General features: G+C 58.7%; 25 protein-coding genes. 6 read left to right on the top strand and 19 right to left on the bottom strand.

Annotation, left to right across the window (positions count from 1 at the left end; translation table 11 throughout):
* Positions 1 to 56: 56 nt before the first annotated feature.
* From F8B91_RS04450 to F8B91_RS17060, 6 genes are all read right to left on the bottom strand, one after another.
* Positions 57 to 1442 carry a sigma-54-dependent transcriptional regulator gene (locus F8B91_RS04450; protein WP_196502494.1) on the bottom strand — a complete coding sequence of 462 codons (1386 nt, stop codon included), beginning with the start codon at positions 1440 to 1442 and terminating at the stop codon, positions 57 to 59.
* Positions 1442 to 3646, bottom strand: a complete 2205-nt coding sequence (locus F8B91_RS04445) for a sensor histidine kinase NtrY-like (RefSeq protein ID WP_196502493.1) — start codon at positions 3644 to 3646, stop codon at positions 1442 to 1444. The genes F8B91_RS04450 and F8B91_RS04445 overlap by 1 nt, the downstream gene beginning before the upstream one ends.
* 86 nt (positions 3647 to 3732) lie before the next feature.
* A complete protein-coding gene (ntrC, locus tag F8B91_RS04440) occupies positions 3733 to 5181 on the bottom strand; it encodes a nitrogen regulation protein NR(I) (protein WP_196502492.1) in 1449 nt (482 codons plus the stop codon).
* Entirely contained in the window at positions 5181 to 6275 is a 1095-nt protein-coding gene (locus tag F8B91_RS04435) for a two-component system sensor histidine kinase NtrB (protein WP_196502491.1), read from the bottom strand. The genes ntrC and F8B91_RS04435 overlap by 1 nt, the downstream gene beginning before the upstream one ends.
* On the bottom strand, positions 6272 to 7285 hold the full coding sequence (dusB, locus tag F8B91_RS04430) for a tRNA dihydrouridine synthase DusB (RefSeq protein ID WP_196502490.1): 1014 nt from the start codon (positions 7283 to 7285) through the stop codon (positions 6272 to 6274). Before dusB ends, F8B91_RS04435 begins: the two co-directional genes overlap by 4 nt.
* A gap of 24 nt (positions 7286 to 7309) precedes the next feature.
* The gene (locus F8B91_RS17060) at positions 7310 to 7597 is read right to left on the bottom strand and encodes a hypothetical protein (protein ID WP_348641794.1); all 288 of its coding nucleotides are present in this window, start codon (positions 7595 to 7597) and stop codon (positions 7310 to 7312) included.
* Between F8B91_RS17060 and F8B91_RS04425 the strand changes: the two genes are divergently transcribed.
* Both F8B91_RS04425 and F8B91_RS04420 read left to right on the top strand, forming a co-directional pair.
* Complete coding sequence (locus tag F8B91_RS04425; RefSeq protein WP_348641783.1) at positions 7484 to 8584, top strand: bifunctional 2-C-methyl-D-erythritol 4-phosphate cytidylyltransferase/2-C-methyl-D-erythritol 2,4-cyclodiphosphate synthase; 1101 nt, start codon at positions 7484 to 7486, stop codon at positions 8582 to 8584. The two genes, F8B91_RS17060 and F8B91_RS04425, sit on opposite strands and share 114 nt — an antisense overlap.
* Positions 8581 to 9051, top strand: a complete 471-nt coding sequence (locus F8B91_RS04420; RefSeq protein WP_196502488.1) for a CinA family protein — start codon at positions 8581 to 8583, stop codon at positions 9049 to 9051. The genes F8B91_RS04425 and F8B91_RS04420 overlap by 4 nt, the downstream gene beginning before the upstream one ends.
* Here the strand turns inward: F8B91_RS04420 and F8B91_RS04415 are convergent.
* The 12 genes from F8B91_RS04415 to F8B91_RS04360 form a co-directional block, all read right to left on the bottom strand.
* Positions 9021 to 9497: a type II toxin-antitoxin system RatA family toxin gene (locus F8B91_RS04415; RefSeq protein ID WP_196502487.1), complete on the bottom strand. Its 477-nt coding sequence runs from the start codon at positions 9495 to 9497 to the stop codon at positions 9021 to 9023. The two genes, F8B91_RS04420 and F8B91_RS04415, sit on opposite strands and share 31 nt — an antisense overlap.
* Positions 9497 to 10444, bottom strand: coding sequence for a lipoyl synthase (lipA, locus tag F8B91_RS04410; protein WP_196502486.1), 948 nt, complete (start codon positions 10442 to 10444; stop codon positions 9497 to 9499). Before lipA ends, F8B91_RS04415 begins: the two co-directional genes overlap by 1 nt.
* Entirely contained in the window at positions 10444 to 10695 is a 252-nt protein-coding gene (locus F8B91_RS04405; RefSeq protein ID WP_196502485.1) for a GlsB/YeaQ/YmgE family stress response membrane protein, read from the bottom strand. The genes lipA and F8B91_RS04405 overlap by 1 nt, the downstream gene beginning before the upstream one ends.
* 85 nt (positions 10696 to 10780) lie before the next feature.
* The gene (locus tag F8B91_RS04400; RefSeq protein ID WP_246714959.1) at positions 10781 to 11065 is read right to left on the bottom strand and encodes a GlsB/YeaQ/YmgE family stress response membrane protein; all 285 of its coding nucleotides are present in this window, start codon (positions 11063 to 11065) and stop codon (positions 10781 to 10783) included.
* A gap of 12 nt (positions 11066 to 11077) precedes the next feature.
* On the bottom strand, positions 11078 to 11326 hold the full coding sequence (locus tag F8B91_RS04395; protein WP_196502484.1) for a GlsB/YeaQ/YmgE family stress response membrane protein: 249 nt from the start codon (positions 11324 to 11326) through the stop codon (positions 11078 to 11080).
* Between the two features lie 52 nt (positions 11327 to 11378).
* A complete protein-coding gene (gene lpdA, locus F8B91_RS04390; RefSeq protein ID WP_196502483.1) occupies positions 11379 to 12818 on the bottom strand; it encodes a dihydrolipoyl dehydrogenase in 1440 nt (479 codons plus the stop codon).
* A 1-nt stretch (position 12819) separates the two neighbouring features.
* On the bottom strand, positions 12820 to 13458 hold the full coding sequence (locus F8B91_RS04385) for an SGNH/GDSL hydrolase family protein (protein ID WP_196502482.1): 639 nt from the start codon (positions 13456 to 13458) through the stop codon (positions 12820 to 12822).
* Positions 13459 to 13465: 7 nt separating this feature from the next.
* Complete coding sequence (locus F8B91_RS04380) at positions 13466 to 14758, bottom strand: pyruvate dehydrogenase complex dihydrolipoamide acetyltransferase (protein WP_196502481.1); 1293 nt, start codon at positions 14756 to 14758, stop codon at positions 13466 to 13468.
* Positions 14759 to 14762: 4 nt separating this feature from the next.
* Entirely contained in the window at positions 14763 to 15146 is a 384-nt protein-coding gene (locus F8B91_RS04375) for a DUF5076 domain-containing protein (RefSeq protein WP_196502480.1), read from the bottom strand.
* A complete protein-coding gene (locus tag F8B91_RS04370) occupies positions 15139 to 16482 on the bottom strand; it encodes a pyruvate dehydrogenase complex E1 component subunit beta (protein WP_196502479.1) in 1344 nt (447 codons plus the stop codon). The genes F8B91_RS04375 and F8B91_RS04370 overlap by 8 nt, the downstream gene beginning before the upstream one ends.
* Before the next feature lie 12 nt (positions 16483 to 16494).
* A complete protein-coding gene (gene pdhA / locus F8B91_RS04365; RefSeq protein ID WP_196502478.1) occupies positions 16495 to 17541 on the bottom strand; it encodes a pyruvate dehydrogenase (acetyl-transferring) E1 component subunit alpha in 1047 nt (348 codons plus the stop codon).
* Positions 17542 to 17660: 119 nt separating this feature from the next.
* Entirely contained in the window at positions 17661 to 17960 is a 300-nt protein-coding gene (locus tag F8B91_RS04360) for an FtsB family cell division protein (RefSeq protein WP_196502477.1), read from the bottom strand.
* A gap of 98 nt (positions 17961 to 18058) precedes the next feature.
* Here F8B91_RS04360 and F8B91_RS04355 point away from each other — a divergent pair, with 98 nt between their 5' ends.
* From F8B91_RS04355 to F8B91_RS04340, 4 genes are all read left to right on the top strand, one after another.
* Positions 18059 to 18493, top strand: coding sequence for an Rrf2 family transcriptional regulator (locus tag F8B91_RS04355; protein WP_246714958.1), 435 nt, complete (start codon positions 18059 to 18061; stop codon positions 18491 to 18493).
* Positions 18494 to 18753: 260 nt separating this feature from the next.
* Positions 18754 to 19446: a hypothetical protein gene (locus F8B91_RS04350; RefSeq protein ID WP_196502475.1), complete on the top strand. Its 693-nt coding sequence runs from the start codon at positions 18754 to 18756 to the stop codon at positions 19444 to 19446.
* 3 nt (positions 19447 to 19449) lie between these two features.
* On the top strand, positions 19450 to 20112 hold the full coding sequence (locus F8B91_RS04345; protein ID WP_196502474.1) for a response regulator transcription factor: 663 nt from the start codon (positions 19450 to 19452) through the stop codon (positions 20110 to 20112).
* Complete coding sequence (locus tag F8B91_RS04340) at positions 20112 to 21446, top strand: sensor histidine kinase (RefSeq protein ID WP_196502473.1); 1335 nt, start codon at positions 20112 to 20114, stop codon at positions 21444 to 21446. Before F8B91_RS04345 ends, F8B91_RS04340 begins: the two co-directional genes overlap by 1 nt.
* Before the next feature lie 3 nt (positions 21447 to 21449).
* Here the strand turns inward: F8B91_RS04340 and eno are convergent, their stop codons facing one another.
* A complete protein-coding gene (eno, locus tag F8B91_RS04335) occupies positions 21450 to 22733 on the bottom strand; it encodes a phosphopyruvate hydratase (protein WP_196502472.1) in 1284 nt (427 codons plus the stop codon).
* Positions 22734 to 22892 lie beyond the last annotated feature (159 nt).

The raw sequence follows: 22892 nt of genomic DNA, 5'->3' as shown, positions 1-22892 counted from the left end.
TTTACGCCCAAACCAGTTGGCCAACCTTAGCTGATTCAGGCGGTTGGGTAAAAGCTTCAGACCGGTTCTTCTTCTTGTTCTTTGGCAGCAAGACCCAACATCTTGATTTTACGGTGTAAAGCGGACCGTTCCATTCCGATGAATTGCGCTGTCTTGGTGATGTTTCCGCCAAAACGTGACAATTGTGCGGCAACATATTCCCGCTCAAACAAATCGCGCGCTTCGCGCAAGGGTAGCGCCAGCAAGTTATCCTGCGAGAAGCCGGGGGCAGAAACCTGCGCATTATCGCCGCTCAGATATTGCGGGGTCACCACGTCATTCCCATCGCCGGTTGAAAGAATCAGAGCGCGTTCCACATGGTTGCGCAGCTCGCGCACATTACCCGGCCAGTCACGCGTCTGCATGGTGGTGACGGCTTCTGGCGAGAACCGCCGCACTTGTTGTCCCGAGGTGGCGGCAAAATTCTTGCAGAAATAATCAATCAGCTCCGGAATGTCGTCGCGGCGTTCGTTGAGGCCAGCCACATGCAGTGGCACCACCGCGAGGCGGTGATAGAGGTCTTCCCGGAATTGTTGGGCGGCGATCAATGTCACGAGGTCACGCGACGTCGAAGTGATGATGCGCACATCGACCTTCACCTTTTTCTTGCCGCCTACCCGCTGGAATGTCTGGTCCACCAGCACCCGCAAAACCTTGCCCTGGGTTTCCAGCGGCATATCGGCCACTTCGTCAATGTAAAGCGTGCCACCATGCGCTTCTTCCAGTGCGCCAACACGCAACGGTTCGCCGGCATGCGATTCAATCCCGAAGAGTTCTTCTTCCATGCGCTCAGGCGCCATCGCCGCCGCACCCATCACCACGAAGGAACGCTCGGCGCGCTGTGAAAGCCTATGCACCGAACGCGCAACGAGTTCCTTGCCCGCCCCCATCGGCCCGGTGATCAGCACGCGGCTGTTGGCGGATGCAATTTTCTTGGTGGTCTGCCGCAGTTGCCGCATCACGGCACTCTGCCCCAGCAATTCCGCATCAACGCCGGAGCGGCCCTTCAATTCTTCATTCTCGCGCCGCAGACGCGTGGCTTCCAGCGCACGGCTGACAACCAGCAACAGGCGTTCGGAATTGAACGGCTTTTCGATGTATTCATAAGCGCCGCGCTTGATGGCAGCGACCGCCGTTTCGATATTGCCATGGCCGGAAATGATGATGACCGGCACGCCCATCTGCATGTTCTGGATTTCCAGCAGCAGATCGAGCCCGTCGAGCTTCGAACCCTGCAACCAGATATCGAGGATGACCAGCGATGGCTTGCGTTGCGAAATCTCCGACAAAGCGGCATCGGAATTATGCGCGAGGCGTGTCTCGAACCCCTCGTCCTGCAGAATGCCTGCGATCAATTCGCGGATATCCGCCTCATCGTCAATGATCAGAATATCGGCGGCCATTACGCACTCTCCCTAACGAGTTCAGGCTGCGGCGCAAATTCCAGCGTCACCACAGCACCCTTGCCTCCCGGCGCATCCGACAGGCGCAGGAAGCCGCCATGCTCTTCCATGATGCGTTTGACGATGGCCAGGCCAAGGCCCGTGCCCTTTTCACGTGTGGTCATATAGGGCTCCGCCAGTCTGTTGCGGTTTTCTTCCGGCAAGCCGATGCCATTGTCGGTCACACTCATGAAGGGCACATCGCCGTGCAATCCGGTGGAGATCAAAATCCGGCCACGCGGTGCGTCGGCATTGCGCGCCTCAATAGCCTCGCCCGCATTCTTGACCAGATTGGTCACGGCCTGGGTCAGCAATCGGCGATCAAACGGGAACACCAATTGATCCGAACCAAAGGCAAATTCGATATCAACATCCGAAGCTGAAACGCGCTGCAGGACAGTGGCCTCGCGCACCATGTCATTCAGATTGTTGGGTTCCGGCACTGCAGATGGCATGCGTGCGAAGGACGAGAACTCATCCACGATGCGCCCAATATCGCCCACCTGACGAATGATCGTATCAGTGCATTGTTCGAAGATCTGCCGGTCAGACTGGATTTCCTTCAGGTATTTGCGCTTGAGCCGCTCCGCCGACAATTGAATGGGAGTCAACGGATTCTTGATTTCATGGGCAATGCGCCGCGCGATGTCAGACCAGGCCGAATTTCGCTGCGCCGAAACCAATTGGGTAATGTCGTCAAAGGTCAATACATGGCCATGATCCGCATGGGTGCCAAGCTCTGTGGTGATGCGCACGATGAAGCTGAGATCCTGACCCCTCACCTTGTAGTCGATTTGTCCGTCAGCAGAACCCACACTGCGGGCCTGCGCGGCATGGTAGATCGCGGCAAATTCCGGAAGGGCATTCGTCACCGACTGCCCCATCAATTCATGGTCAGCCTTGCCCAGCAGATTAAGTGCTGATTTGTTCACCAGCGTGATCCGTTGATCCGAGCCGATGCCGATGATGCCAGCGGAGACGCCTTCCAGCATGGCTTCGGTGAAGCGGCGGCGGCCATCGAGCTGCTGGTTGGTTTCAACCAATTGGTCACGGCTCTGTGCAATCTGGTCGGTCATCAGATTGAAAGTCTGCGACAAGCGCTGCAAGTCACCCGGGCCGTCAATCACTTTCACCTTGGCATTGAAATCGCCACGCGCCACATCGCGCGAGGCGTTGAGAAGCCGCACGATGGGCGCAACCAGGCGATCGGAAAACCACATGCCCGCCCATACAGCAGCCAACAAAAAGATTAGCGCCAGAAGGGAATAGACGAGTGCAAAATTGAGCTGCACGCCAAAACGGTCATTCTGCAATTGGTCATATTGCGCTTTGGCAGCTCGTGTCTTTTCAAGTTGCTCGATCACGGCCGGCGAAACCAGGCGGTAGATATAGAGATACGCGTTGGGATAGCCCTGCAACTTCATCGCCGCGCGGATCAGATTGCTGCCCCGGGCCGGCGGAATAAGCACCGGATCGCCTTTTGCGATTTGCGCCTGAATGTCGGTGGATGGGGGCAGGAATCCAATCTCCTTCGATGCCGCTACGCTGGTGTCAACTTCCTGGCTGGTGATGTCGACCACAAATATGGCGCCGAGATTTCGCAAGGACGCGTGCCGAGTCAGCCGCTGGGAAAATGTGGGCCTGTCTTCGTTGAAAGATTGAATTTGCTGCTGCTGCACTAAATCGCCAGCAATATTGGCAAGATCATTCCGGGTGGCTTCTGAGGCATTGGTGACATAGGCATCGGCCACCGAAGCTGCCGTTTCAACAATGCCGCGGGTCTGGGTTGAAAACCAGGTATCAAGACCACGGCTGAGCGTCACCGTGGCAAAGGCCGCCACCAACAGCGCCGGCACCACTGCCACCAGGCTGAACAGGCCCACCAACCTGACATGCAAACCCGCACCGGCTGTTCCGCGCCGCCGCTCCCATAGCAAATGCAGAAACTGGGCGGCAATCATCGCGACCATGATGGCAACGACAACGGCATTGGCAATCAATAGATAGGTGATGTTCTTGCCCGAAGGCTGGATGGGTGTCAGGCCGGTAAGCAGCAGGAAAGTGGCAAAGCCCAGAAAGGCTCCCACGCCTACAAGTGCGGCGGCGGCCCAGCCCGAAAATCCCCTGATCCGGCGGTAGAGCCGGTTATCAATTTGACTTGGCATCACGCCAATAAGCGCAACCGTTGCCCAAAATCAACACCAGTGACGCAAGGATGCCACACCCATCATCCCAAGAGTTGAGGCTTTACTTAGGAAAAGCCACGCAAGGCCTTGATTTGATGCTGTCTTATCTTCACACGCAAGGTGTTCCGATTGATCCCCAGAACTTCCGCTGCCTTGAGCTGATTGCCCTTGGTGGCCGATAAAACGGCACGTAGAAGCGGTGGCTCAACGTCATTGAGAATCCGGTCATAAAGCCCGGCCGGTGGCATGCTTTCGCCAAAAGCAGTGAAATATCGCGCCAGATGACGCTCCATGAACTCAATCACACTGTCAGGCGTATCTGACCCACTGCCTTCTGAATTCACCGGCGATGGACCGCTGCCCGCCAGCTCGGCATTGACCGAGGCGGCACCAATCGTGTCGTCGATCTCCATCGCCATCAGGCGTTTCATCAGGTTTTCCAGCTCGCGGACATTGCCGGGCCAGCGATAGGATTTCAGCGCGTCCACTGCTTCAGGCGAAATGTCTTTCGGCGGCAAGCCGTCCTTCACCGCAGTGTTGAGGAAGTGCCTTGCCAGATCGGGAATGTCTTCCACCCGGTCCCTCAATGAAGGCAGGCGCAGCGGCACGACATTGAGGCGGAAGAACAGATCTTCGCGGAACTGCCCCTGCCCGATCAATTGCCTCAGGTCACGGTGGGTGGCGGCAATGATGCGCACATTGGCCTTGATCGGCGCATTGCCGCCCACGCTGGTATATTCGCCCTGCTGCAACACGCGCAGCAGTCGAGTCTGCGCCTCCAGTGGCATGTCGCCGATTTCATCGAGGAACAATGTGCCGCCTTCGGCCTGTTCAAAACGTCCGGGCATGCGGTTGGAGGCACCGGTGAAAGCGCCCTTCTCATGGCCAAACAATTCGCTCTCGATCAATTCACGCGGGATCGCAGCCATGTTGACGGCAACGAAAGGGCCCCGCTTGCGCCGCCCGAAATCATGCAGCGCACGCGCCACCAATTCCTTGCCGGTGCCGCTTTCGCCGATGATGGTAACAGTCAGGTCAGTCTGCGTCAGGCGCGCAATCACCCGGTAGATTTCCTGCATCGCTGACGAACGCCCGATGATCGGCAGGTTCTCGCTGTTCTCAATGGGTTTGGGTAGGTTGGGCTTGTTGACCTGTTCCAGCGCCCGCGCCACGGTTTGGAGCAGCACATTGAGATCAAACGGCTTGGGCAGATAATCATAGGCGCCAAGCTCGGTGGAACGGATGGCGGTCATGATGGTGTTCTGCGCGCTCATCACGATCACGGGAATCTTCGGCCGCAGCTTCTTGATGCGCGGCAGCATCTCGAAAGCATTTTCATCCGGCAGCACCACGTCGGTCACGATGATGTCGCCCTGGCCTTCCTGTACCCAGCGCCACAATGCGGTGGCCGTGGCGGTGGAGCGCACGCTATAGCCGGCACGCGTCAATGCCTGCGTAAGCACCGTGCGGATGGCACTGTCGTCGTCAGCCAGCAGAATGGTTTTGGCGCTCATCAATCAGCCTTTTCAACACGTTTTTCGAGAGGCAAAAGAACGCGGAACGTGGCCCCGCGTTCACGCCCGATACATTCGACCACACCGCCATGATCGCGCACAATTTTGGCCACCAGAGCAAGCCCCAGACCTTTGCCTTGCGCCTTCGATGTGATGAAGGGATCAAAGATGAAGGGGCGCAGTTCTTCTTCCACACCGGGGCCGTCGTCATTCACGCAGACTTCCAGCGGCAGCGAAACGCGCTCGCTTGAGCCCGGCACAGCAAGCTTCACGCCGGGACGGAAGGCGGTGGTGAATTCAAGCTTGCCGCCCTGATCAGAATTCATCGCTTCAACCGCGTTCTTGGCGAGGTTGAGAAATACCTGCACCAGTTGGTCGTGGTTGCCGGAAACCGGCGGCAGCGAAGGATCGTAATTCTCTGTAAGGGTGACACCGTTGGGATTGGCCGCCAGAATGATCTGGCGCACCCTATCCAGCACTACGTGGATGTTGACCGGTTGGCGCTCCAGTGGCCGTTCATCAGAGAACACTTCCATCTGGTCCACCAAGTTGCGGATGCGGTCAGTCTCGTCGCAAATCAGCCGGGTGAGTGAGCGGTCCTGTGGGCCAACGGTAGGCTCCAGCAATTGCGCTGCACCCCTGATGCCAAAAAGCGGATTCTTGATTTCATGGGCCAGCATCGCTGCCATGCCAGAAACAGACCGCGCGGCCCCCCGGTGCGAGAGCTGGAAATCAAATTTCTGCGCCATCGATTGGCGCAATATGATGATCAACACGGTGCCCGGCATGTCGCCCAGCCCGGTGGTCTGCACATCCACAATGCGCTCGCCGCCAAAGCGTGGCGTGCCAATCGAAGTGGCATATTCGTTAATCACGCCGCCCTCATCGCGGGCCCGCGCAATCGCCTCCAGCGCCGGGCTGGAAAAAGGGAACAGGTCTTCAGCAGTATTCTTGCGCAGCATGGTGGCGCTGGCCTGGAAGAAATCCTCACAGGCTGAATTCACCATCGCGATGCGGTTCTTGCCGTCTACTAACAACAGCGGATTGGGAAGCGCTTCCAGAATGGAACGCGCCAGTTGCTCATCAGCGATCATGCGACCAGCCGCTCCTGCGGGAAGTCGGAATAGATGGAGCGCAAGAGTCGGGTCACAGCCGCATTGTCAGTCTCGCCCAGCAGCGCAGTGCGATGGCTGGCAGCAGCTTCATCGGAGATCAATTCCCGCTCTTCCAAGCGAGTCACTGTCCAGCTCAAATGTTTGCGGAAAATCTTGTTGCCTAAGGTTGCACCATAGAGCGCGAGTGTCTCGTCCTGCTGGCGCAACAACAAGGCGAGTTCCTGGCTCAACCCCAAGGGTTTGCCACCTGTGCCACGTTCCAATGCTTCTGCGATCTGCCCCGGCAGCCATGGCCGACCATAGGCGCCACGCCCCACCATGACGGCATCAGCGCCCGAAGCGGCAAGCATCGCGCGGGCATCGTCGGCGGTATTGCAATCGCCATTGGCAACCAAGGGAATCTTGATGGCATCTCGCACCGCTAGAATAGCGTTCCAGTCGGCCTTGCCTTTATAAAATTGACAGCGCGTACGGCCATGAACGGTGACCATGGCAATCCCAGAAGCTTCCGCATAGCGCGCAAGCTCTGGTGCATTGCGCATGCCGTCATCCCAGCCCAGACGCATCTTCAGCGTGACCGGCACTTTCACAGCGGCCACCGTCGCTTCAATCAGTGTGACCGCATGACCCAGATCGCGCATCAGCGCAGAACCTGATAGGCCACCCGTCACCTGCCGGGCGGGGCAACCCATATTGATGTCGATAATATCGGCACCCATGTCCTGCGCCACCTTGGCACCTTCGGACATCCATTTGGCCTCGCGCCCGGCGAGCTGCATCGCAAACGGCTGGAGCTGCTTGGCACCGCGCGCGCGGCGCACCATGTCGCGCCGTTCCTGCACGAGGGCATCGGAGGCAACCATCTCGGAAACGACCAGCCCGGCACCCGTATCATGAGCCACTTTGCGGAACGGCTCATCGGTAACACCTGACATGGGTGCCAGGAACACGTTGTTGCGCGTCGTAACCTTTCCGATTTGAATGCCCATATTTTAGTCAATTCCTGCCAACGGCTAATATTTGATCAAATTACGAATCCAGAGCCCAAAATCAAGCTCTTTCTGGCTTTTGCCCAAGCCATAGTGAATCGCCCAGTTGCTTTCACACCGAAATCTTCTATTTCCGATGACATGAAAGTCATGGCCGTGATTGTCGCGGCAGGCTCGGGCCTGCGCGCTGGCGGAGAGATACCCAAGCAATATCAGTTGATTGGCGGAAAGCCCGTGCTGCGCCTCACGCTGGAAGCGTTTGCCACACATCCCCTCATAACGAAAACAATAACGGTGATAGGCGAAGGCCATGACGATCTGTTTTCAAGAGCTTCTCAAGGCCTTTCAGCCGCAGTTCGGGGTGGGTCATCCCGGCAGGAATCCTGTCGCTTGGGCATCGAAGCCTGCGTAGGCGACGCGCCTGATTTGATTTTGATCCATGATGCAGCGAGACCCTTCGTGTCGCACACTCTCATCAGCGCGGTTATTGCCAAGCTGGGAACGGCGGAAGCAGTTATCCCCGCTCTTCCGGTAGCGGATACGATCAAGGAAGTGAAAGATGGCGTGATCGGGCGCACGCTAGACCGGTCCGCACTCTACCATGTGCAGACACCGCAGGGATTCCACTATGCCAAGATTCGCGCGGCGCATGAACGCGCGGCGAAGGCAGGCGAGAACCAATTGACCGATGATGCAGCAGTGGCAGAAGCTGCCGGAATGAAAGTGCATATCGTTCCGGGTGATCCGCGCAACCGCAAGCTCACCACCGCGGAAGACATCGCCGCAGCAAACCGCGAATTAGATAATAGCATGGACAAGCCGGATATCAGAGTTGGCAGCGGCATGGACTTCCATGTGTTCGAAGTGGGCAATGCTGTCTGGCTCTGTGGCGTGGAAGTGCCGCACAGTCACAAGCTCAAAGGTCACTCAGACGCCGATGTAGCGCTGCATGCACTGACCGATGCTTTGCTCGGCACGATTGGTGAAGGCGATATCGGCACGCATTTTCCACCTTCTGATCCGCAGTGGAAGAACGCGAAATCGGCAATCTTCGTGGCCAAGGCCAGGGCATTGCTGGAAGCCAAGGGCGGCGTGATCGCCAATGTCGATATCACCATCCTTGCCGAAGCCCCCAAGATCAGCCCGCATATCCCGGCGATGAAAGCGGCCCTCGTGCAGATGCTGGGCATCAGCGCAGACCGCATCGCCATCAAGGCCACCACTACCGAGAAGATGGGTGCCATCGGCCGCAAAGAAGGCATGGCGGCGATGGCCACCGCCACGGTGAGGTTGCCATGAAGGCCGCTGAACTCGTCGCCGAACTCATCAAGTACAAGGCAGTCGTTGCCACCGCAGAAAGCTGCACCGGCGGCATGGTGGCCGCAGCCATCACTGACATTGCCGGCTCCTCCGCGATTTTTGACCGCGCCTTCGTGACGTATTCCAATGAAGCCAAGAACGAGATGATCGGCGTGCCCACTGAACTGATCACTGCGCATGGTGCCGTGAGCGAGGACGTCGCCCGCGCCATGGCCAAAGGCGCGCTGGCGCATTCGAACGCCACGTTAGCCGTCGCCATCACTGGGATCGCAGGACCATCAGGTGGCAGTGCAGAAAAGCCAGTGGGCCTTGTGCATTTTGCCTGTGCGTCAAAGGCCGGTTACGAGCGCCATGAGCGCCAGGTGTTTCCCGGTGACCGCGCCGCGATCCGTCTGGCAGCGCGCAATTTCGCGCTTCAGATGTTGGGCAAAGCACTCGCCGGATAAAGTTTGCGGCCACGTTCTTCAAACGCGTGCAACACTTTCGCCACCGCATGATCCATCAATCGCCCGGCCGCCAGCTGCAGCAGGAAATTGCGGAAGTGATAGTCGATCTCGATGGAGACCTGTGAACGCCCGCCATTCATCGGCTTCATCGTCCACACGGCCTTCAGGTCTTTCACTGGCCCATCCTGCGAAGTGGCCACCACAGTGCGGTGCGCAGCATCAGTCACAACCTGGCTGGTGAAACCTTCGTGCAAATGCAACTTCTCCACCGCGATCATCAGATCAGCGGCGAAGCGCTTCACCTGCCCCTCCTCATTCACAGTACCGCGAATAGTGGAACGCGTGACCAGCGGGATGAATTCCTTGTAGGAAGCCACGTCAGCGGCAATCTCGAACGCCTGATCCATGGTAATCGGCACGATGCGCTGGACGGAAACTTTCGCCATCAGCGGGCAAGCCGCGCCGCCCGCAGCCGCGCGAAATCCTCACCCGCATGATGCGACGAGCGCGTCAGCGGCGAAGATGAAACCATCAGAAAGCCCTTGGCATAGGCCGTGGTTTCGTAACCCTTGAATTCCTCAGGCGTCACGAACCGGTCAATCGCGGCGTGCTTGCGCGATGGCTGCAGATATTGCCCGATGGTGATGAAATCAATCGACGCAGACCGCATGTCGTCCATCACCTGCATCACTTGCTCGCGCGTTTCACCCAAGCCCACCATGATGCCGGACTTGGTGAACATGTTCTTGTCCAGATCCTTCACCCGCTGCAGCAGACGCAGCGAATGGAAGTAACGCGCACCCGGGCGGATCTTGAGGTACAGGCCCGGCACGGTTTCCATATTGTGATTGAACACATCAGGCTGCGCTTCCACCACGCGCTCAAGCGCGCCATCCTTCTTGAGGAAATCCGGCGTGAGAATTTCGATCGTGGTCAGCGGCGAAGCTTTGCGGATGGCTTTGATGGTGCGCACGAAATGTTCGCCCCCCCCGTCAGCCAGATCATCGCGGTCCACCGATGTGATCACCGCATGATGCAGGCCCATCTGCGCAATGGCGTCAGCGACACGCTCAGGCTCGCCCAGGTCGAGCGCATCCGGTAAACCGGTCTTCACATTGCAGAAAGCGCAAGCCCGCGTGCAGGTGTCGCCCATGATCATGAAGGTGGCATGCTTCTTCGACCAGCATTCACCAATATTGGGGCAGCCTGCTTCCTCGCAGACGGTGACCAGCTTCTGGTCCCGTACGATCTTCTGGGTCTCGGCATAGATGGGAGAGCCCGGCGCCTTGACGCGGATCCAGTCCGGCTTGCGCAACAACGGGGTTTCCGGCCGGTGCGCCTTTTCAGGGTGCCTCGGCCGGTTTTGATTTGTTATGTCGATCAGTGTGGCCATCAGCGCCGGTTGATCAGCCTGTACAGGAAGATCAGGATGCAGGCGCCCAGCACCGCCACGATGATCGTGCCGATCACGCCGCCGCCGATGGAAATATGCAGCAGGCCGAGCACGAAATTGCCAACGACAGCGCCAACAATGCCCAGGATGATCGAGAGGATCAGGCCGGTGTTAAAGCTCATCACTTTTTCAGCGATGATGCCGGCAATGCCGCCCAGAACGATCGACCAGAGGATACCATATCCGTCCATGTTAATTCCTTTCCCTGTGGCAAACTATTTGAGTCACCGGACTAATGCCACAACGGCCCGGCAATGCCGGATAGTGTAACAGCCTTCAGCGCCCGCGCAACAAGCGCAGCAGGAACAGCAGCACAATCGCACCCGCCGCCGAGACGAGCAGATTGCCCCAGAACCAGCCGTGGAAAAGCTCGCCCAGATGGATATTCAGTTTCTCTGCAACAAAGAAGCCAAGCCAAGAACCGATCACACCGATGATCAGGTTCCAGATGATGCCGCCGCGGCCGCCCATGACGGTGTGCGCCAGCCAGCCGGCCAGGATGCCGACAAGAATGGTGCCCCAAAAGCCCAGGCCGCCGCCCAGTTGCATAATGTTGTTCATTTTTCTTTCCCTCTAACTCAGAATACGCGCGATGATCATCACGACCACAGCGCCAATGGTGGCCGTGGCGATGTCACGGCCGATTTCATTGCGGATGCCCAGATTGATGCCGGCCTTCTGCAGCAGGAACGAGCCGACAAACGAGCCCAGCACACCGCTGATCAGATATTGCACCAGCCCGTGCCCGCCGACGATCCACGAGGCAAGCCACCCGGCAATGATGCCGAGGATGATGGCGATGACGACGTTCTTTGTATCCATGGGAACCCCCGTTTAATCTCGAATATGGCGAAGCTGTACCGCCACTTCAAGATCACATGTGGATGACACGGCCGTAAGCATCCAGCACGCTTTCATGCATCATCTCGGACAGAGTCGGATGCGGGAACACGGTGTGCATCAGCTCTTCCTCGGTGGTCTCAAGCCCCATGGCGATCACAAACCCTTGGATCAGTTCGGTCACTTCGGCACCCACCATATGGGCGCCCAGCAGGCGGCCGGTCTTGGCGTCGAATACCGTCTTCACCAGACCTTGGTCTTCGCCCAGCGCAATGGCCTTGCCATTGGCCAGGAACGGGAAGCGCCCCACCTTGACCTCGAAGCCTGCGGCCTTGGCCTTGGCTTCGGTGAGGCCCACGGAGGCCACCTGCGGGTGGCAATAGGTGCAGCCGGGAATTTGCTCTTTCTTCATCGGATGCGCATCAAGGCCCTTGATCTTTTCGACGCAGATCACGCCCTCATGTTCGGCCTTGTGGGCCAGCATCGGCGGACCGGCCACATCGCCAATCGCATAGATGCCGGCCACATTGGTCTTGCCGTAGCCATCAATCACCACGCAGCCCTTCTCGGTTTTCACACCGAGCGCTTCGAGACCCAGATTTTCGATATTGCCGACCACGCCCGTGGCGGCAATCACCCGGTCAACCGTGATCGTCTCGCTCTTGCCGCCGGCTTCAACCGTGGCGGTGACGTTGTTGGCGCCCTTCTTCAGGCTGGCCACCTTGGCGGAAATGCGGAACTTGATGCCCTGCTTTTCCAGCTGCTTCTGCGCAATCTTGCTGATCTCGTTATCTTCGACCGGCATGATCTGATCCATGATCTCGACCACTGTCACATCCACGCCCATCGAATTGTAGAAGGACGCGAATTCAATGCCGATGGCGCCAGAGCCGACGACCAGCAGAGACTTCGGCATCTCCTTCGGCACCATGGCTTCGAAGTAGGACCACACCAGCTTGCCATCATGCTCCAGCCCGGGCAGCGCACGCGGACGCGCGCCGGTAGCAATGATGATGTGCTTGGCGGTATAGACCCCTGCCCCCAGAGTGCCCTTGGGCGGCGGGTTCTGCGGCAACATCACCGGCTTGGTGCTGGTGCCCACGGTCACTTCGCCCACCTTGGAAACCTTGGCTTCACCCCAGACCACCTGCACCTTGTTCTTCTTGAGCAATCCACCCACGCCCATATTGAGGCGGCCCGACACATTGCGCGAACGCTGCACCACGGCAGACGGATCAAACGACACATCCTTGGCGGAGAGCCCGTAGGCGTCAGCATGTTTCATGTAATGATAGATTTCAGCCGAGCGCAGCAGCGCCTTGGTCGGAATGCAGCCCCAGTTCAGGCAGATGCCGCCCAGATGTTCACGCTCAACTACGGCGGTCTTCAGGCCCAGCTGTGCCGCACGGATCGCGGCCACATAGCCGCCCGGCCCGCCGCCAATAATGATCACGTCAAATGCTGTGTCGGCCATTTCAGATCTCCAGAATTTTCTTCACGACGGGCACCAGGCCCATGCCGATGGCGGCCGTATTGGCAGAATCAAGATGCCCGCCATCCGTGGGGTCGCACTTGGCAACGGCGTTGGTATCAAAGAAATGCACGCCTTCTTCCTGCGCCACGCGCGCGTAATGCTTTGGCAGCAATTTGGACTCTTCAATCGCGTGGCCCCAGAGGTCGTTGAACCACTCATCATCCGTCTTCACAAGATGCGGCGGGTTCATAATGAGAATCTTCGGGCTGGCGTAGTTCTCATTGTAGGGAAAGCGCTTTGCCAACCCAATCAGCCGCGACATGCCCATCGAAGCATCAAACGCCCGGCAGCGATTTGCATATTTGATATCATTGGTGCCGAGCATGATGATGATCAGATCAAGCGGCTCATGCGTCTTGAGCAGCATGGGAAGTGCAACAGCACCATTGCGCTCCACATCTTCGGTCGGATCAGGAAACACGGTCGTGCGGCCATTGAGCCCTTCCTCAATCACCCGCGCCTTGCCGCCCAGCCCCGCCGCCAAAACATTCGGCCAGCGCACATCGAACGGATGCCGCAAAGACTTCAGTGCCACAGCACCCCAAGTGAGCGAGTCACCAAACGCCAGAATGTTTTTCATGGTCACCTCAGACCAGCATCAAGCCGGGTTCTTCCAGATACATCTTGATCGCGCCAATCAGCTCCGCACCCAGAGCGCCGTCGATGCAGCGGTGGTCGGTGGAGAGGGTGATCGTCATTTGCTGTTCGATTACGATGTTATTGCCCTTCACCACCGGGCGGCGTTCACCGGCACCGATGGCCAGAATCGAGGCTTGCGGCGGGTTGACGATGGCGGCGAAGTTGGAGACCCCCATCATGCCCATATTCGACACCGAGGCCGAGCCGCCGGTATATTCTTCCGGCTTCAGCTTGCGCGTCTTGGCGCGGGCGGCATAGTCCTTCATTTCCTGGCTGATCTGGGCCAAGCCCTTGCTTTCCACCTTGCGCACGATGGGCGTGATCAGCCCGCCGGGGATCGAAACGGCCACCCCGATATCAGCATGCTTGTGATGCACCATGGCGCTTTCCAGCCAGGACACATTGGCATCCGGCACCTTCACCAGAGCCATGCCAAGTGCCTTGATGATGAAATCATTGACCGAGACTTTCCAAGCCGGTTTGCCGTCCTTGTCCTTCGGGGCCTGCGGGTTCAGCCGCTCACGCAAGGCCAGCAAGTTTTCCAGACTCACATCCACGCTCACATAGAAATGCGGAACATGCTGCTTCGATTCCGTGAGGCGGCGCGCAATCACCTTGCGCATCGTATCATGCGGCACGAGATCGTAAGAACCGGCCTCGAACATCTTGAGGGTAGATTCATCCGACGGCGCCGGCGAGAAGCCAGCCGCAGCGCCGGCTTTAGCGGTAGGTGCTGCACCCGGTTTGGCGCTTTCCACATCCTTCATCACGATGCGGCCATGCGGGCCGGAGCCTGCGAGTGCAGCAAGGTCCACACCCTTCTGCTTGGCGATACGGCGTGCGAGAGGCGAGGCGAACACGCGGCCACCAGCGGCAGCGCCGTTGGCCTTCGGCGCGGCAGCGGCTGGCGCAGATGCGGCAACGGCAGGTGCTGGCGCAGCAGCTGCGGGGGCCGCTGCCTTTGGCGCAGCTGCGGCAGCAGGCGCTTCCACCTTCTCGCCGTCAGCGGCGATGATGGCAATCGGCGTGTTCACCAGCACATCATCTGTGCCTTCGGCCACCAGGATCTTGGCGAGCTTGCCTTCATCGATGGCTTCGATTTCCATCGTGGCCTTGTCGGTTTCGATCTCGGCGAGAACATCGCCGGACTTCACGGCGTCGCCTTCCTTTTTGAGCCATTTGGCAAGCTTGCCCTTTTCCATCGTGGGAGAGAGCGCGGGCATCAGAACCGTGGCGGACATGGGTTTAACCCTTGTTGGAGAGAACCGAACTTTGTGCGGCGGCCTTGTTCAGATCCTCCGTCAGCACCTTGCGAATGATATCGAGATTGGCAGCGGTGGTGCCGTGGCCCATCTCCTCCATCGAAGCAGCAACTTGCTGCGCCATTCCGGACAGAACGTGGCCCCACATATCGGCCTTGCCGAAGGCCATGGAATGCAGCGACAGGCTCAGATGCCCGCCGGTGATCCAGCCGCGCACGATTTCGCCCGCATTGGCATCATGAAACACTTCATGCGGCGGCTGCAGCTGATGGGGGTGAACATCGTGGCTGTGATCATGGTGATGATGCTCGTGGCCATGATCGTCATGGCCGTGGCCTTCATGGCCGCCTTGCGGTTTCTTAGACATAGAGAACTCCTTTCACAGCGGCCACCACTTCATCGACATTGGGCAGGGCCAGTTTTTCAAGATTGGTAGCGTAGGGCATCGGCACATCCTTGCCGGCCACGCGGGCAACGGGCGCGTCGAGATAATCAAACGCATGCGTCATGATCTCGGCAGCCAGTTCCGAGGTGACGGAGAAGCGCGGATAGCCCTCCTCCACGCAGACCACGCGGTTGGTTTTCTGCACGCTCTTCACCACGGTTTCGATATCCATCGGGCGGATGGTGCGGAGATCAACCACTTCGGCTTCGATGCCTTCGGCGGCCAGCTTTTCCGCCGCGCCTAAAGCATAAGTCATGCCGATGCCGAAGGATACGATGGTGACATGCGTGCCAGCACGCGCAACGCGCGCCTTGCCGATCGGCACCACCCAATCATCCAGCTTCGGCACGTCAAAGCTCTTGCCGTAAAGAATTTCATTTTCAAGGAAGATCACCGGATTGGGATCACGGATGGCGGCCTTCATCAGGCCCTTCGCATCGGCCGCAGAATACGGCATCACCACTTTGAGGCCGGGGATTTGCGAATACCATGCGGCATAATCCTGGCTGTGCTGGGCGGCCACGCGCGCAGCGGCACCATTGGGCCCGCGGAACACAATGGGGCAGCCCATCTGACCGCCAGACATATAAAGCGTCTTGGCGGCGGAGTTGATGATCTGGTCAATCGCCTGCATGGCGAAGTTGAAGGTCATGAATTCGACGATGGGCTTCAGGCCGGCAAAAGCCGCGCCCACAGCGATACCAGTAAAGCCATGTTCGGTGATTGGCGTATCCAGCACGCGGTCAGGCCCGAACTCATCCAGCATGCCCTGCGAAATCTTGTAGGCACCCTGATATTGGCCCACTTCTTCGCCCATCAGGAACACGTCCTTGTCGGCGCGCATTTCCTCCGACATGGCAGAGCGGATCGCCTCACGCACCGTCATATGCACCATCTCGGTGCCTTCGGGAATTTCGGGATCAGCCAGTTCAACCGGAGCAGCGGCATGAACCGCCGGTGCCGCCGGTGCTTCAGCCTGTTGTGCCGGAGCCGCCGCCGCAGGAGCTGCAGCTTTCGCATCCGCCGTGCCAATCACTGCAATCGGCGCATTCACTTTGACACCTTCAGTGCCGGCGGGAACCAGGATTTCCGTCAGCGGGCCTTCATCGACGGCTTCCACTTCCATCGTGGCCTTGTCGGTTTCAATCTCGGCCAGAATGTCGCCAGACTTGATCTGGTCACCGACATTCTTGAGCCATTTGGAAAGCTTGCCCTCTTCCATCGTAGGCGAGAGCGCGGGCATGAGGATGGTTGGCATCTGGTCTTTACCTCACGCTACTTTGTAAATGTCGGTATAGAGCTCGCTGTCATCCGGCGGCGCATCCGCGGTGGCGAAGTCTGCCGCTGCCGTCACGATCTCGCGGATTTCGGCATCGATCTTTTTCAGATCATCTTCAGTCGCGCGGTTGGCCTTCAGGATGCGCGCCTTGACTTGCTCGATCGGGTCATGCTCTTCGCGCATCTTCTGCACTTCTTCCTTGCTGCGGTATTTCGCCGGATCAGACATGGAATGGCCACGATAGCGATAGGTCATCATTTCGAGGATATAGGGGCCCTCGCCCGAACGGCAATGTTCCACCGCGCGATCGGCGGCTTCCTTCACCGCTTCCACATCCATGCCATCCACTTGCTCTGACGGAATATCGAAAGCCTCGCCACGCGCACCCAGATGCTCGGCGGCAGCAGTCGAACGCGTATTGGCGGTACCCATCGCATAACGGTTGTTCTCGATCACGAAGACCACCGGCAGCTTCCAGATCGAAGCCATGTTGAAGGTCTCATAGACCTGGCCCTGGTTGGCCGCGCCATCACCGAAATAGGTGAAGCTCACATTATCGTTCTTGCGGTAGCGGTTCGCAAAGGCCAGCCCAGCACCCAGCGGCACTTGTGCAGCAACGATGCCATGCCCACCGTAGAAGTTCTTCTCTTTGCTGAACATGTGCATCGAGCCGCCCTTGCCCTTGGACAGGCCGCCCTTGCGGCCCGTCAGCTCAGCCATGACGCCCTTGGGGTCCATGCCACAGGCCAGCATGTGGCCATGGTCGCGGTAGGAGGTAATGCGCTGGTCGCCTTCCTTGGCAGACATTTCCAGACCCACCACCACGGCCTCCTGGCCGATATAGAGATGGCAGAAGCCGCCGATCACGCCCATGCCATAAAGCTGCCCGGCCTTCTCTTCGAAGCGCCTGATCAGCAGCATGTCACGGTAGGATTTGAGCTCCTCTTCGGCCGAAAAGCCGGAATTCTTCAAATCCGTTTTTTTGCCGGATTTTTCCTTGGCGTTTTTACGCGCCAGGTAAGCTGACTTCACCGCCATGCTCTCGCTCCCCTGATTTTTGTAGGAGCTTTATAGCACTAAACTATTGGTGCAAATGCAAAAATCATGAGTTAACTGGAATTCAGTTTATCTAGTGGAATTCGTGAGGCTATTAGCGCCTAGAACTTCACGATCACGTCGTTTTCCAGACCGAGATTCAGTGTGCGGCGCGCCATTTCATCCAAAAGGTCCGCATCCACATTGCCGGGCCGCATCTGGGCCACCCGGTCCTCCAGCGCCATCCGCTCACGGGTGACATTGGAGAGCGTATCCTCAAGCTGGGCGAACCGCTGAGTGAGTTCAGCCCGGTCGGAATAGCTGCGCCCGCCCATCGTGGCCTGCAGGGCAAAATACGCCATCAAAGCCAGGCAGGACATGGAGACCAGCAATTCGAGTCGGTGGCGGAGGATGAATCCCATGGCTTCTATTTGTGATCAGCACCGTTAACGGCCTCTTAAAATAAGCCTGTTTCCTGGCAGGACTTGATTTTTGGCGCAACAAGGCCGATCTGTAACTCATGTTATCCTCCAGCCGATTTGTTGTGGCCGTCCACGTCCTGAGCCTGCTTGACCATTACGGCAAAAAAGGCCCGGTCTGTTCGTCCATCATTGCCCAAAGCGTTGAGACCAATCCGGTGGTGATCCGCCGGTTGATGTCGCAGCTGGAGCGCGGAGGATTGGTGCATTCCACCAGCGGCCGTGCCGGTGGCTTCCTGCTGGCCAAACCTGCTGCAGATATCAACTTGGCCGAAGTCTATCAGTCGGTGGAAGACGAACAAGTGTTCCGCACTCACCGCAACAGCGACAATCCGGAATGCGAAACCGCACGTGCCATCTTCCGCGCGCTGATGCCACGGCTTGCAGAGGCCTCCAAGGCCATGCAGATGCAGCTGGCCACCACCAAGCTCAGCGACCTTTCGCCTAAGCAACAACCTGTCGCCCTCAGCGCCTAAGCCTGTTTCCAACCTGACAATCCACTGATAGGCCGCGCGGGCGAATCGTCAGCTTCGCGGCTCTATCTGTCAGTCATCGCCGTCCCGTACCCCAATCCGGTTTGGTGATATGTCAATTGCGTTTGGATGCGGCTCTTTCATGCGGCTCGTCCGGTAGTTGAAATACGGGTCCCGTTTCGTTGGTTCCCAAGGTGCCGCCCTAAGCCCAACACCTTGGATGCATCAATTGAAGCGGGGCCCAATCTCGCTTAATTCAGGTCATGTTCCGCCACTCCCGCCAATTCATGTTGATTGCATCGCTGCTCGCCCTGCCCGGCGTATTGGCCAGCACATCTTTCGCTTCTGGTGGTGGTCACGGTGACGGGGGCGGCGGTCCTGGCGGTGGTGGTGGCTATCACAATAATGGCGGAGGTGGCTGGTCTGGCAATAGCGGTGACGGCCATGACGATGGCGGCCATCACCCTGGAGATGGTGGTGGTGATCATCACGGGCCGCCCGTTGACCACAATGCCGATGGCGACAATGGTACCGGCGATAACAGCCCTGATCCGACTAACGCGACGCGAGCTCCCGCAACGCAGCCCGGCACTGATCCATTCACTTCTTCTGCACCCCAACCTGATGGTGCCCCCAGCCTTTACGGCGCATCGGCGCCTGCAGCAGCGGACGGGAATTCGGACGGAAACAGCGATCCCCTCAAACAGCGAGCCGCTGCCCGGTTCGTACAAACACCCGTGCTCGACCAGGAACAATCCAAACAGGTGATCCAGCAAGGCCAGGCCGCAAGCATGCCGCTGCTGTTTGCCTATATGAACCAGAAATTCCCGGGCCAGGTACTGGACGTGAAGCTTCATGCCACGGGCGAAGGGCTGGTGTATGAAGTGCGCTACCTCGCCAACATCATTGAGTTACGCACCCTGTTCCTGGACGCCATGACCCTCAGCCGAAAGTAGAACATGCGCATTCTAATTGTTGAAGACGAAGCCGCCATTGCCCGCAACATCGCCGAAACGCTTCAGGCGGCAGGTTTTGTCACCAGCATTTCCGGCGATGGCGAAGACGCCTGGTTCAAGGGTGCGACAGAAAACTATGCCGCCGTGATCATGGATCTCGGCCTGCCCAAGCTGGACGGCCTCAGCGTGATCAAGCGCTGGCGTTCCGAAGGTCTGGATTTTCCGGTGATCGTGCTTTCAGCCCGCGGCTCCTGGGCCGAACGGGTGGATGGGATTGACAGCGGTGCCGATGACTACCTCGCCAAGCCTTTCCAGATGCAGGAGCTGATGGCCCGCCTGCGCGCACTTTTGAGGCGCTCTGGTGGTGCCGCAAAATCCACCCTCACCGTTGGCCCGCTGCTCATCGACTTGAAAGACCGGACGGTCAGCGTGAATGGCACGGCCATCGCTTTGACCCCGCTTGAATTCCGTTTGGTCCAATACCTCGCCATGCAGCAAGGCCGCGTGACCACCCAGACCGAGATTGCCGATGCCCTCTACGATCACGATCACAATCGCGATGCTAACGCCATCGAAGCCGTGGTCAGCCGCCTGCGCCGCAAGCTGGGCAATGACCTGATCCGCACCCGGCGCGGCTTCGGCTATTATCTGCAGAACCCGGCCTGATGAACGCGAGGTCCCTGAAGCTGCGGCTCCTTCTGGCGGCGGCCTTGGGTATTGCGCTTTCTTTGCTGGTGGCGGGCGCCGCGTTTCTTTTCATCTTCCTTCACTATGCCGGCGACTTGGCGAAGCGCGAGTTGGAAAATGACTTTGTGCAGCTCGCCGCAAAAGTCCGCATAAACCCGGGCAACAAGATCGTGGTCGATGGCGCGCTGAGCGACCCGCGTTTTGAAAAACCCTATAGCGGCCTCTACTGGCAGATTGATGAACCGGACCAGGAGCCCATCCGGTCGCGCTCGCTATTCGATGCCGCCCTGCCCGATCTTACCGCCGGGCGCACCATCGAGCTGATTGACGGGCCAAACCAGACACCACTTTTTGCCTTGGTCAAATCACTGGTGCTGCCCCTGGCCGATGGCACTGGGCGCAAACTCTCGGTAACGATGGCGGTGGATCGCAGCGAGATTGACGATGCCGCGCAGGGCTTCAGAAACGATCTGGGGCTTGGCCTTTTCATCCTGCTGGCGGCGCTGCTGACGGGTGCTCTCATCCAGATCTTGCTCGGGCTGAAGCCGCTGCAAGATCTGGAATCTGCGGTCAAGGATATTCATGGCGGTGACGCCAAGCACCTCACCGGAAAATTCCCGTCCGAGGTTGAACCGCTCGTTTCCAGCTTGAATGAGTTGCTTTCCGCGCGTGACGACGCCCTTGAACGGGCCAGGCAGCGGGCGAGTAACATGGCGCATGGTCTCAAGACACCACTCACCGTTTTGGGCGCCGTTGCCGATGACCTCAGCCGGCACGGTCAAACGCAGGCCGCGATGACCATCCGTGAGAACGCGGAATTCATCCACAACCAGGTGGAACGGCAATTGGCCCGCGCCCGCATGGCGGGCGGGCAAAACATCGCGCCCACGCCCTTGCGCCCAAATGTCGAACGTATCTTGCGCGCGCTCTCCAAAACGCCTGAGGGCGCCAAGCTGCAATGGGACAACACCATCGCCGCCGATGACGCAGTGGCGATTGAGCCGCGCGACCTGCTGGAGCTGCTGGGCAACCTGCTCGACAACGCCCGCAAATGGGCCAGGACCACAGTACGCATCTCGCACGACACTGATCTGTTGCGCATCGAAGACGATGGGCCGGGTGTTGTGCCAGAGCAGATGGCAGAGATTGAAAAGCGCGGCTTCAAGCTGGATAACGCACGCGCCGGGCACGGGCTGGGCCTCGCCATCGCGCGCGAATTGCTGGAAGGCTACGGCCTTGCCCTCAAATACGAACGCTCAAGCCTGGGAGGCTTGAGCGTGAGAATTGTGAAACCAGGCGGCCCTGCCGCCTGAAGCTTACTTCAGACCCTTGAACACCGAGCGCCCGGCATAGAACGCCTGGCTGCCCAGTTCTTCCTCGATGCGCAGCAGCTGGTTGTACTTGGCCAACCGGTCAGACCGCGCCAGCGAACCCGTCTTGATCTGCCCGCAATTGGTGGCAACTGCCAGTTCGGCAATCGTCGAGTCTTCGGTTTCGCCCGAGCGATGCGACATGACGGCGGTGTAGCCGGCCTTGTGCGCCATCTCGACGGCTTCCAGCGTCTCGGTCAGCGAGCCGATCTGGTTCACTTTGACGAGGATCGAATTCGCCACGCCGTCCTTGATGCCGCGTGCGAGGCGCTTGGTGTTGGTGACGAACAGATCATCGCCGACCAGCTGCACACTCTTGCCGATCTTGTCGGTGACTTTTTTCCAGCCATCCCAATCATCTTCCGAGAACCCGTCTTCGATCGAGATGATCGGATAGGCCTTGGCCAGCTTCGCCATATATTCCACCTGCTCGTCGATCGAGCGGGTCTTGCCCTCGCCTTCATAGACATAAGCGCCGTTCTTGAAGAACTCGGTCGCCGCGCAATCCATGCCGAGATAGATATCCTTGCCGGCCTTGTAGCCAGCCTGCTCGATGGACTGCATCACGAAATCAAGGGCAGCTTCGGCGGACGGCAGGTTCGGCGCGAAGCCGCCCTCGTCGCCCACATTGGTGTTGTGGCCGGCCTTCTTGAGAGCACTCTTCAGCGTGTGGAAGATTTCCGCACCCGCGCGCAGGGCTTCCTTGAAGCTGTCGGCACCCACGGGAAGGATCATGAATTCCTGGAAGTCGATCGGGTTGTCGGCGTGAACACCGCCATTGATGATGTTCATCATCGGCACTGGCAGCGTGCGTGCGGATGCGCCGCCCACGTAACGATAGAGCGGCAGGCCGCAGGATTCTGCAGCAGCCTTGGCCACGGCCAGCGACACGCCCAGAATGGCATTGGCACCCAGCTTGGCCTTGTTCGGCGTGCCGTCGAGCTCGATCATTGCGCGGTCCAGCGCAATTTGATCGGTGGCATCCATGTCCACCAGCGTTTCGAACAAGTCGCCATTCACTGCGGCCACGGCCTTGGTGACGCCCTTGCCCATGTAACGCTTCTTGTCGCCATCGCGCAGCTCCACCGCTTCATGCGCGCCCGTGGAGGCGCCCGAGGGAACGGCGGCGCGGCCGAACGAGCCGTCTTCCAGCGTCACATCAACCTCAACCGTGGGGTTGCCGCGGCTGTCCAGGATTTCACGGGCGTGAATGTCGATGATGGATGTCATGATGAACCTCGAGGAATTGATTTCGCTGGGCTTATGAGCGGACGCCATGACAATTGCAAGAATTTTGAGGGGCGTACGTCAAAACACGGCTCCGCCCCTGTTCGCCGCGTGTCATCCGCAGCGGAAAAGAGAAAAGCGGGGCTCAGCGCAAACCGAGCC

This window comes from Aestuariivirga litoralis (assembly GCF_015714715.1).
Taxonomy (GTDB): Bacteria; Pseudomonadota; Alphaproteobacteria; order Rhizobiales; family Aestuariivirgaceae; genus Aestuariivirga; species Aestuariivirga litoralis_A.
Note: the sequence above shows the minus strand (reverse complement) of the source record. Positions and strands in the feature narration are given on the sequence as shown.

Excerpts from the sequence above, each read along its gene's own strand:
- F8B91_RS04445 (WP_196502493.1), bottom strand. The coding sequence starts at position 3,646 with ATGCCAAGTCAAATTGATAACCGGCTCTACCGCCGGATCAGGGGATTT.
- lpdA (WP_196502483.1), bottom strand. The coding sequence starts at position 12,818 with ATGGCCGACACAGCATTTGACGTGATCATTATTGGCGGCGGGCCGGGC.
- F8B91_RS04380 (WP_196502481.1), bottom strand. The coding sequence starts at position 14,758 with ATGTCCGCCACGGTTCTGATGCCCGCGCTCTCTCCCACGATGGAAAAG.
- dusB (WP_196502490.1), bottom strand. The coding sequence starts at position 7,285 with ATGGGCATTCAAATCGGAAAGGTTACGACGCGCAACAACGTGTTCCTG.
- F8B91_RS04340 (WP_196502473.1), top strand. The coding sequence starts at position 20,112 with ATGAACGCGAGGTCCCTGAAGCTGCGGCTCCTTCTGGCGGCGGCCTTG.
- pdhA (WP_196502478.1), bottom strand. The coding sequence starts at position 17,541 with ATGGCGGTGAAGTCAGCTTACCTGGCGCGTAAAAACGCCAAGGAAAAA.
- eno (WP_196502472.1), bottom strand. The coding sequence starts at position 22,733 with ATGACATCCATCATCGACATTCACGCCCGTGAAATCCTGGACAGCCGC.
- F8B91_RS04450 (WP_196502494.1), bottom strand. The coding sequence starts at position 1,442 with ATGGCCGCCGATATTCTGATCATTGACGATGAGGCGGATATCCGCGAA.
- F8B91_RS04395 (WP_196502484.1), bottom strand. The coding sequence starts at position 11,326 with ATGGATACAAAGAACGTCGTCATCGCCATCATCCTCGGCATCATTGCC.
- lipA (WP_196502486.1), bottom strand. The coding sequence starts at position 10,444 with ATGGCCACACTGATCGACATAACAAATCAAAACCGGCCGAGGCACCCT.
- F8B91_RS04345 (WP_196502474.1), top strand. The coding sequence starts at position 19,450 with ATGCGCATTCTAATTGTTGAAGACGAAGCCGCCATTGCCCGCAACATC.
- F8B91_RS04360 (WP_196502477.1), bottom strand. The coding sequence starts at position 17,960 with ATGGGATTCATCCTCCGCCACCGACTCGAATTGCTGGTCTCCATGTCC.
- F8B91_RS17060 (WP_348641794.1), bottom strand. The coding sequence starts at position 7,597 with ATGGCCTTCGCCTATCACCGTTATTGTTTTCGTTATGAGGGGATGTGT.
- F8B91_RS04400 (WP_246714959.1), bottom strand. The coding sequence starts at position 11,065 with ATGAACAACATTATGCAACTGGGCGGCGGCCTGGGCTTTTGGGGCACC.
- ntrC (WP_196502492.1), bottom strand. The coding sequence starts at position 5,181 with ATGAGCGCCAAAACCATTCTGCTGGCTGACGACGACAGTGCCATCCGC.
- F8B91_RS04375 (WP_196502480.1), bottom strand. The coding sequence starts at position 15,146 with ATGTCTAAGAAACCGCAAGGCGGCCATGAAGGCCACGGCCATGACGAT.
- F8B91_RS04370 (WP_196502479.1), bottom strand. The coding sequence starts at position 16,482 with ATGCCAACCATCCTCATGCCCGCGCTCTCGCCTACGATGGAAGAGGGC.
- F8B91_RS04355 (WP_246714958.1), top strand. The coding sequence starts at position 18,059 with ATGTTATCCTCCAGCCGATTTGTTGTGGCCGTCCACGTCCTGAGCCTG.
- F8B91_RS04350 (WP_196502475.1), top strand. The coding sequence starts at position 18,754 with ATGTTCCGCCACTCCCGCCAATTCATGTTGATTGCATCGCTGCTCGCC.
- F8B91_RS04415 (WP_196502487.1), bottom strand. The coding sequence starts at position 9,497 with ATGGCGAAAGTTTCCGTCCAGCGCATCGTGCCGATTACCATGGATCAG.
- F8B91_RS04420 (WP_196502488.1), top strand. The coding sequence starts at position 8,581 with ATGAAGGCCGCTGAACTCGTCGCCGAACTCATCAAGTACAAGGCAGTC.
- F8B91_RS04405 (WP_196502485.1), bottom strand. The coding sequence starts at position 10,695 with ATGGACGGATATGGTATCCTCTGGTCGATCGTTCTGGGCGGCATTGCC.
- F8B91_RS04385 (WP_196502482.1), bottom strand. The coding sequence starts at position 13,458 with ATGAAAAACATTCTGGCGTTTGGTGACTCGCTCACTTGGGGTGCTGTG.
- F8B91_RS04435 (WP_196502491.1), bottom strand. The coding sequence starts at position 6,275 with ATGATCGCTGATGAGCAACTGGCGCGTTCCATTCTGGAAGCGCTTCCC.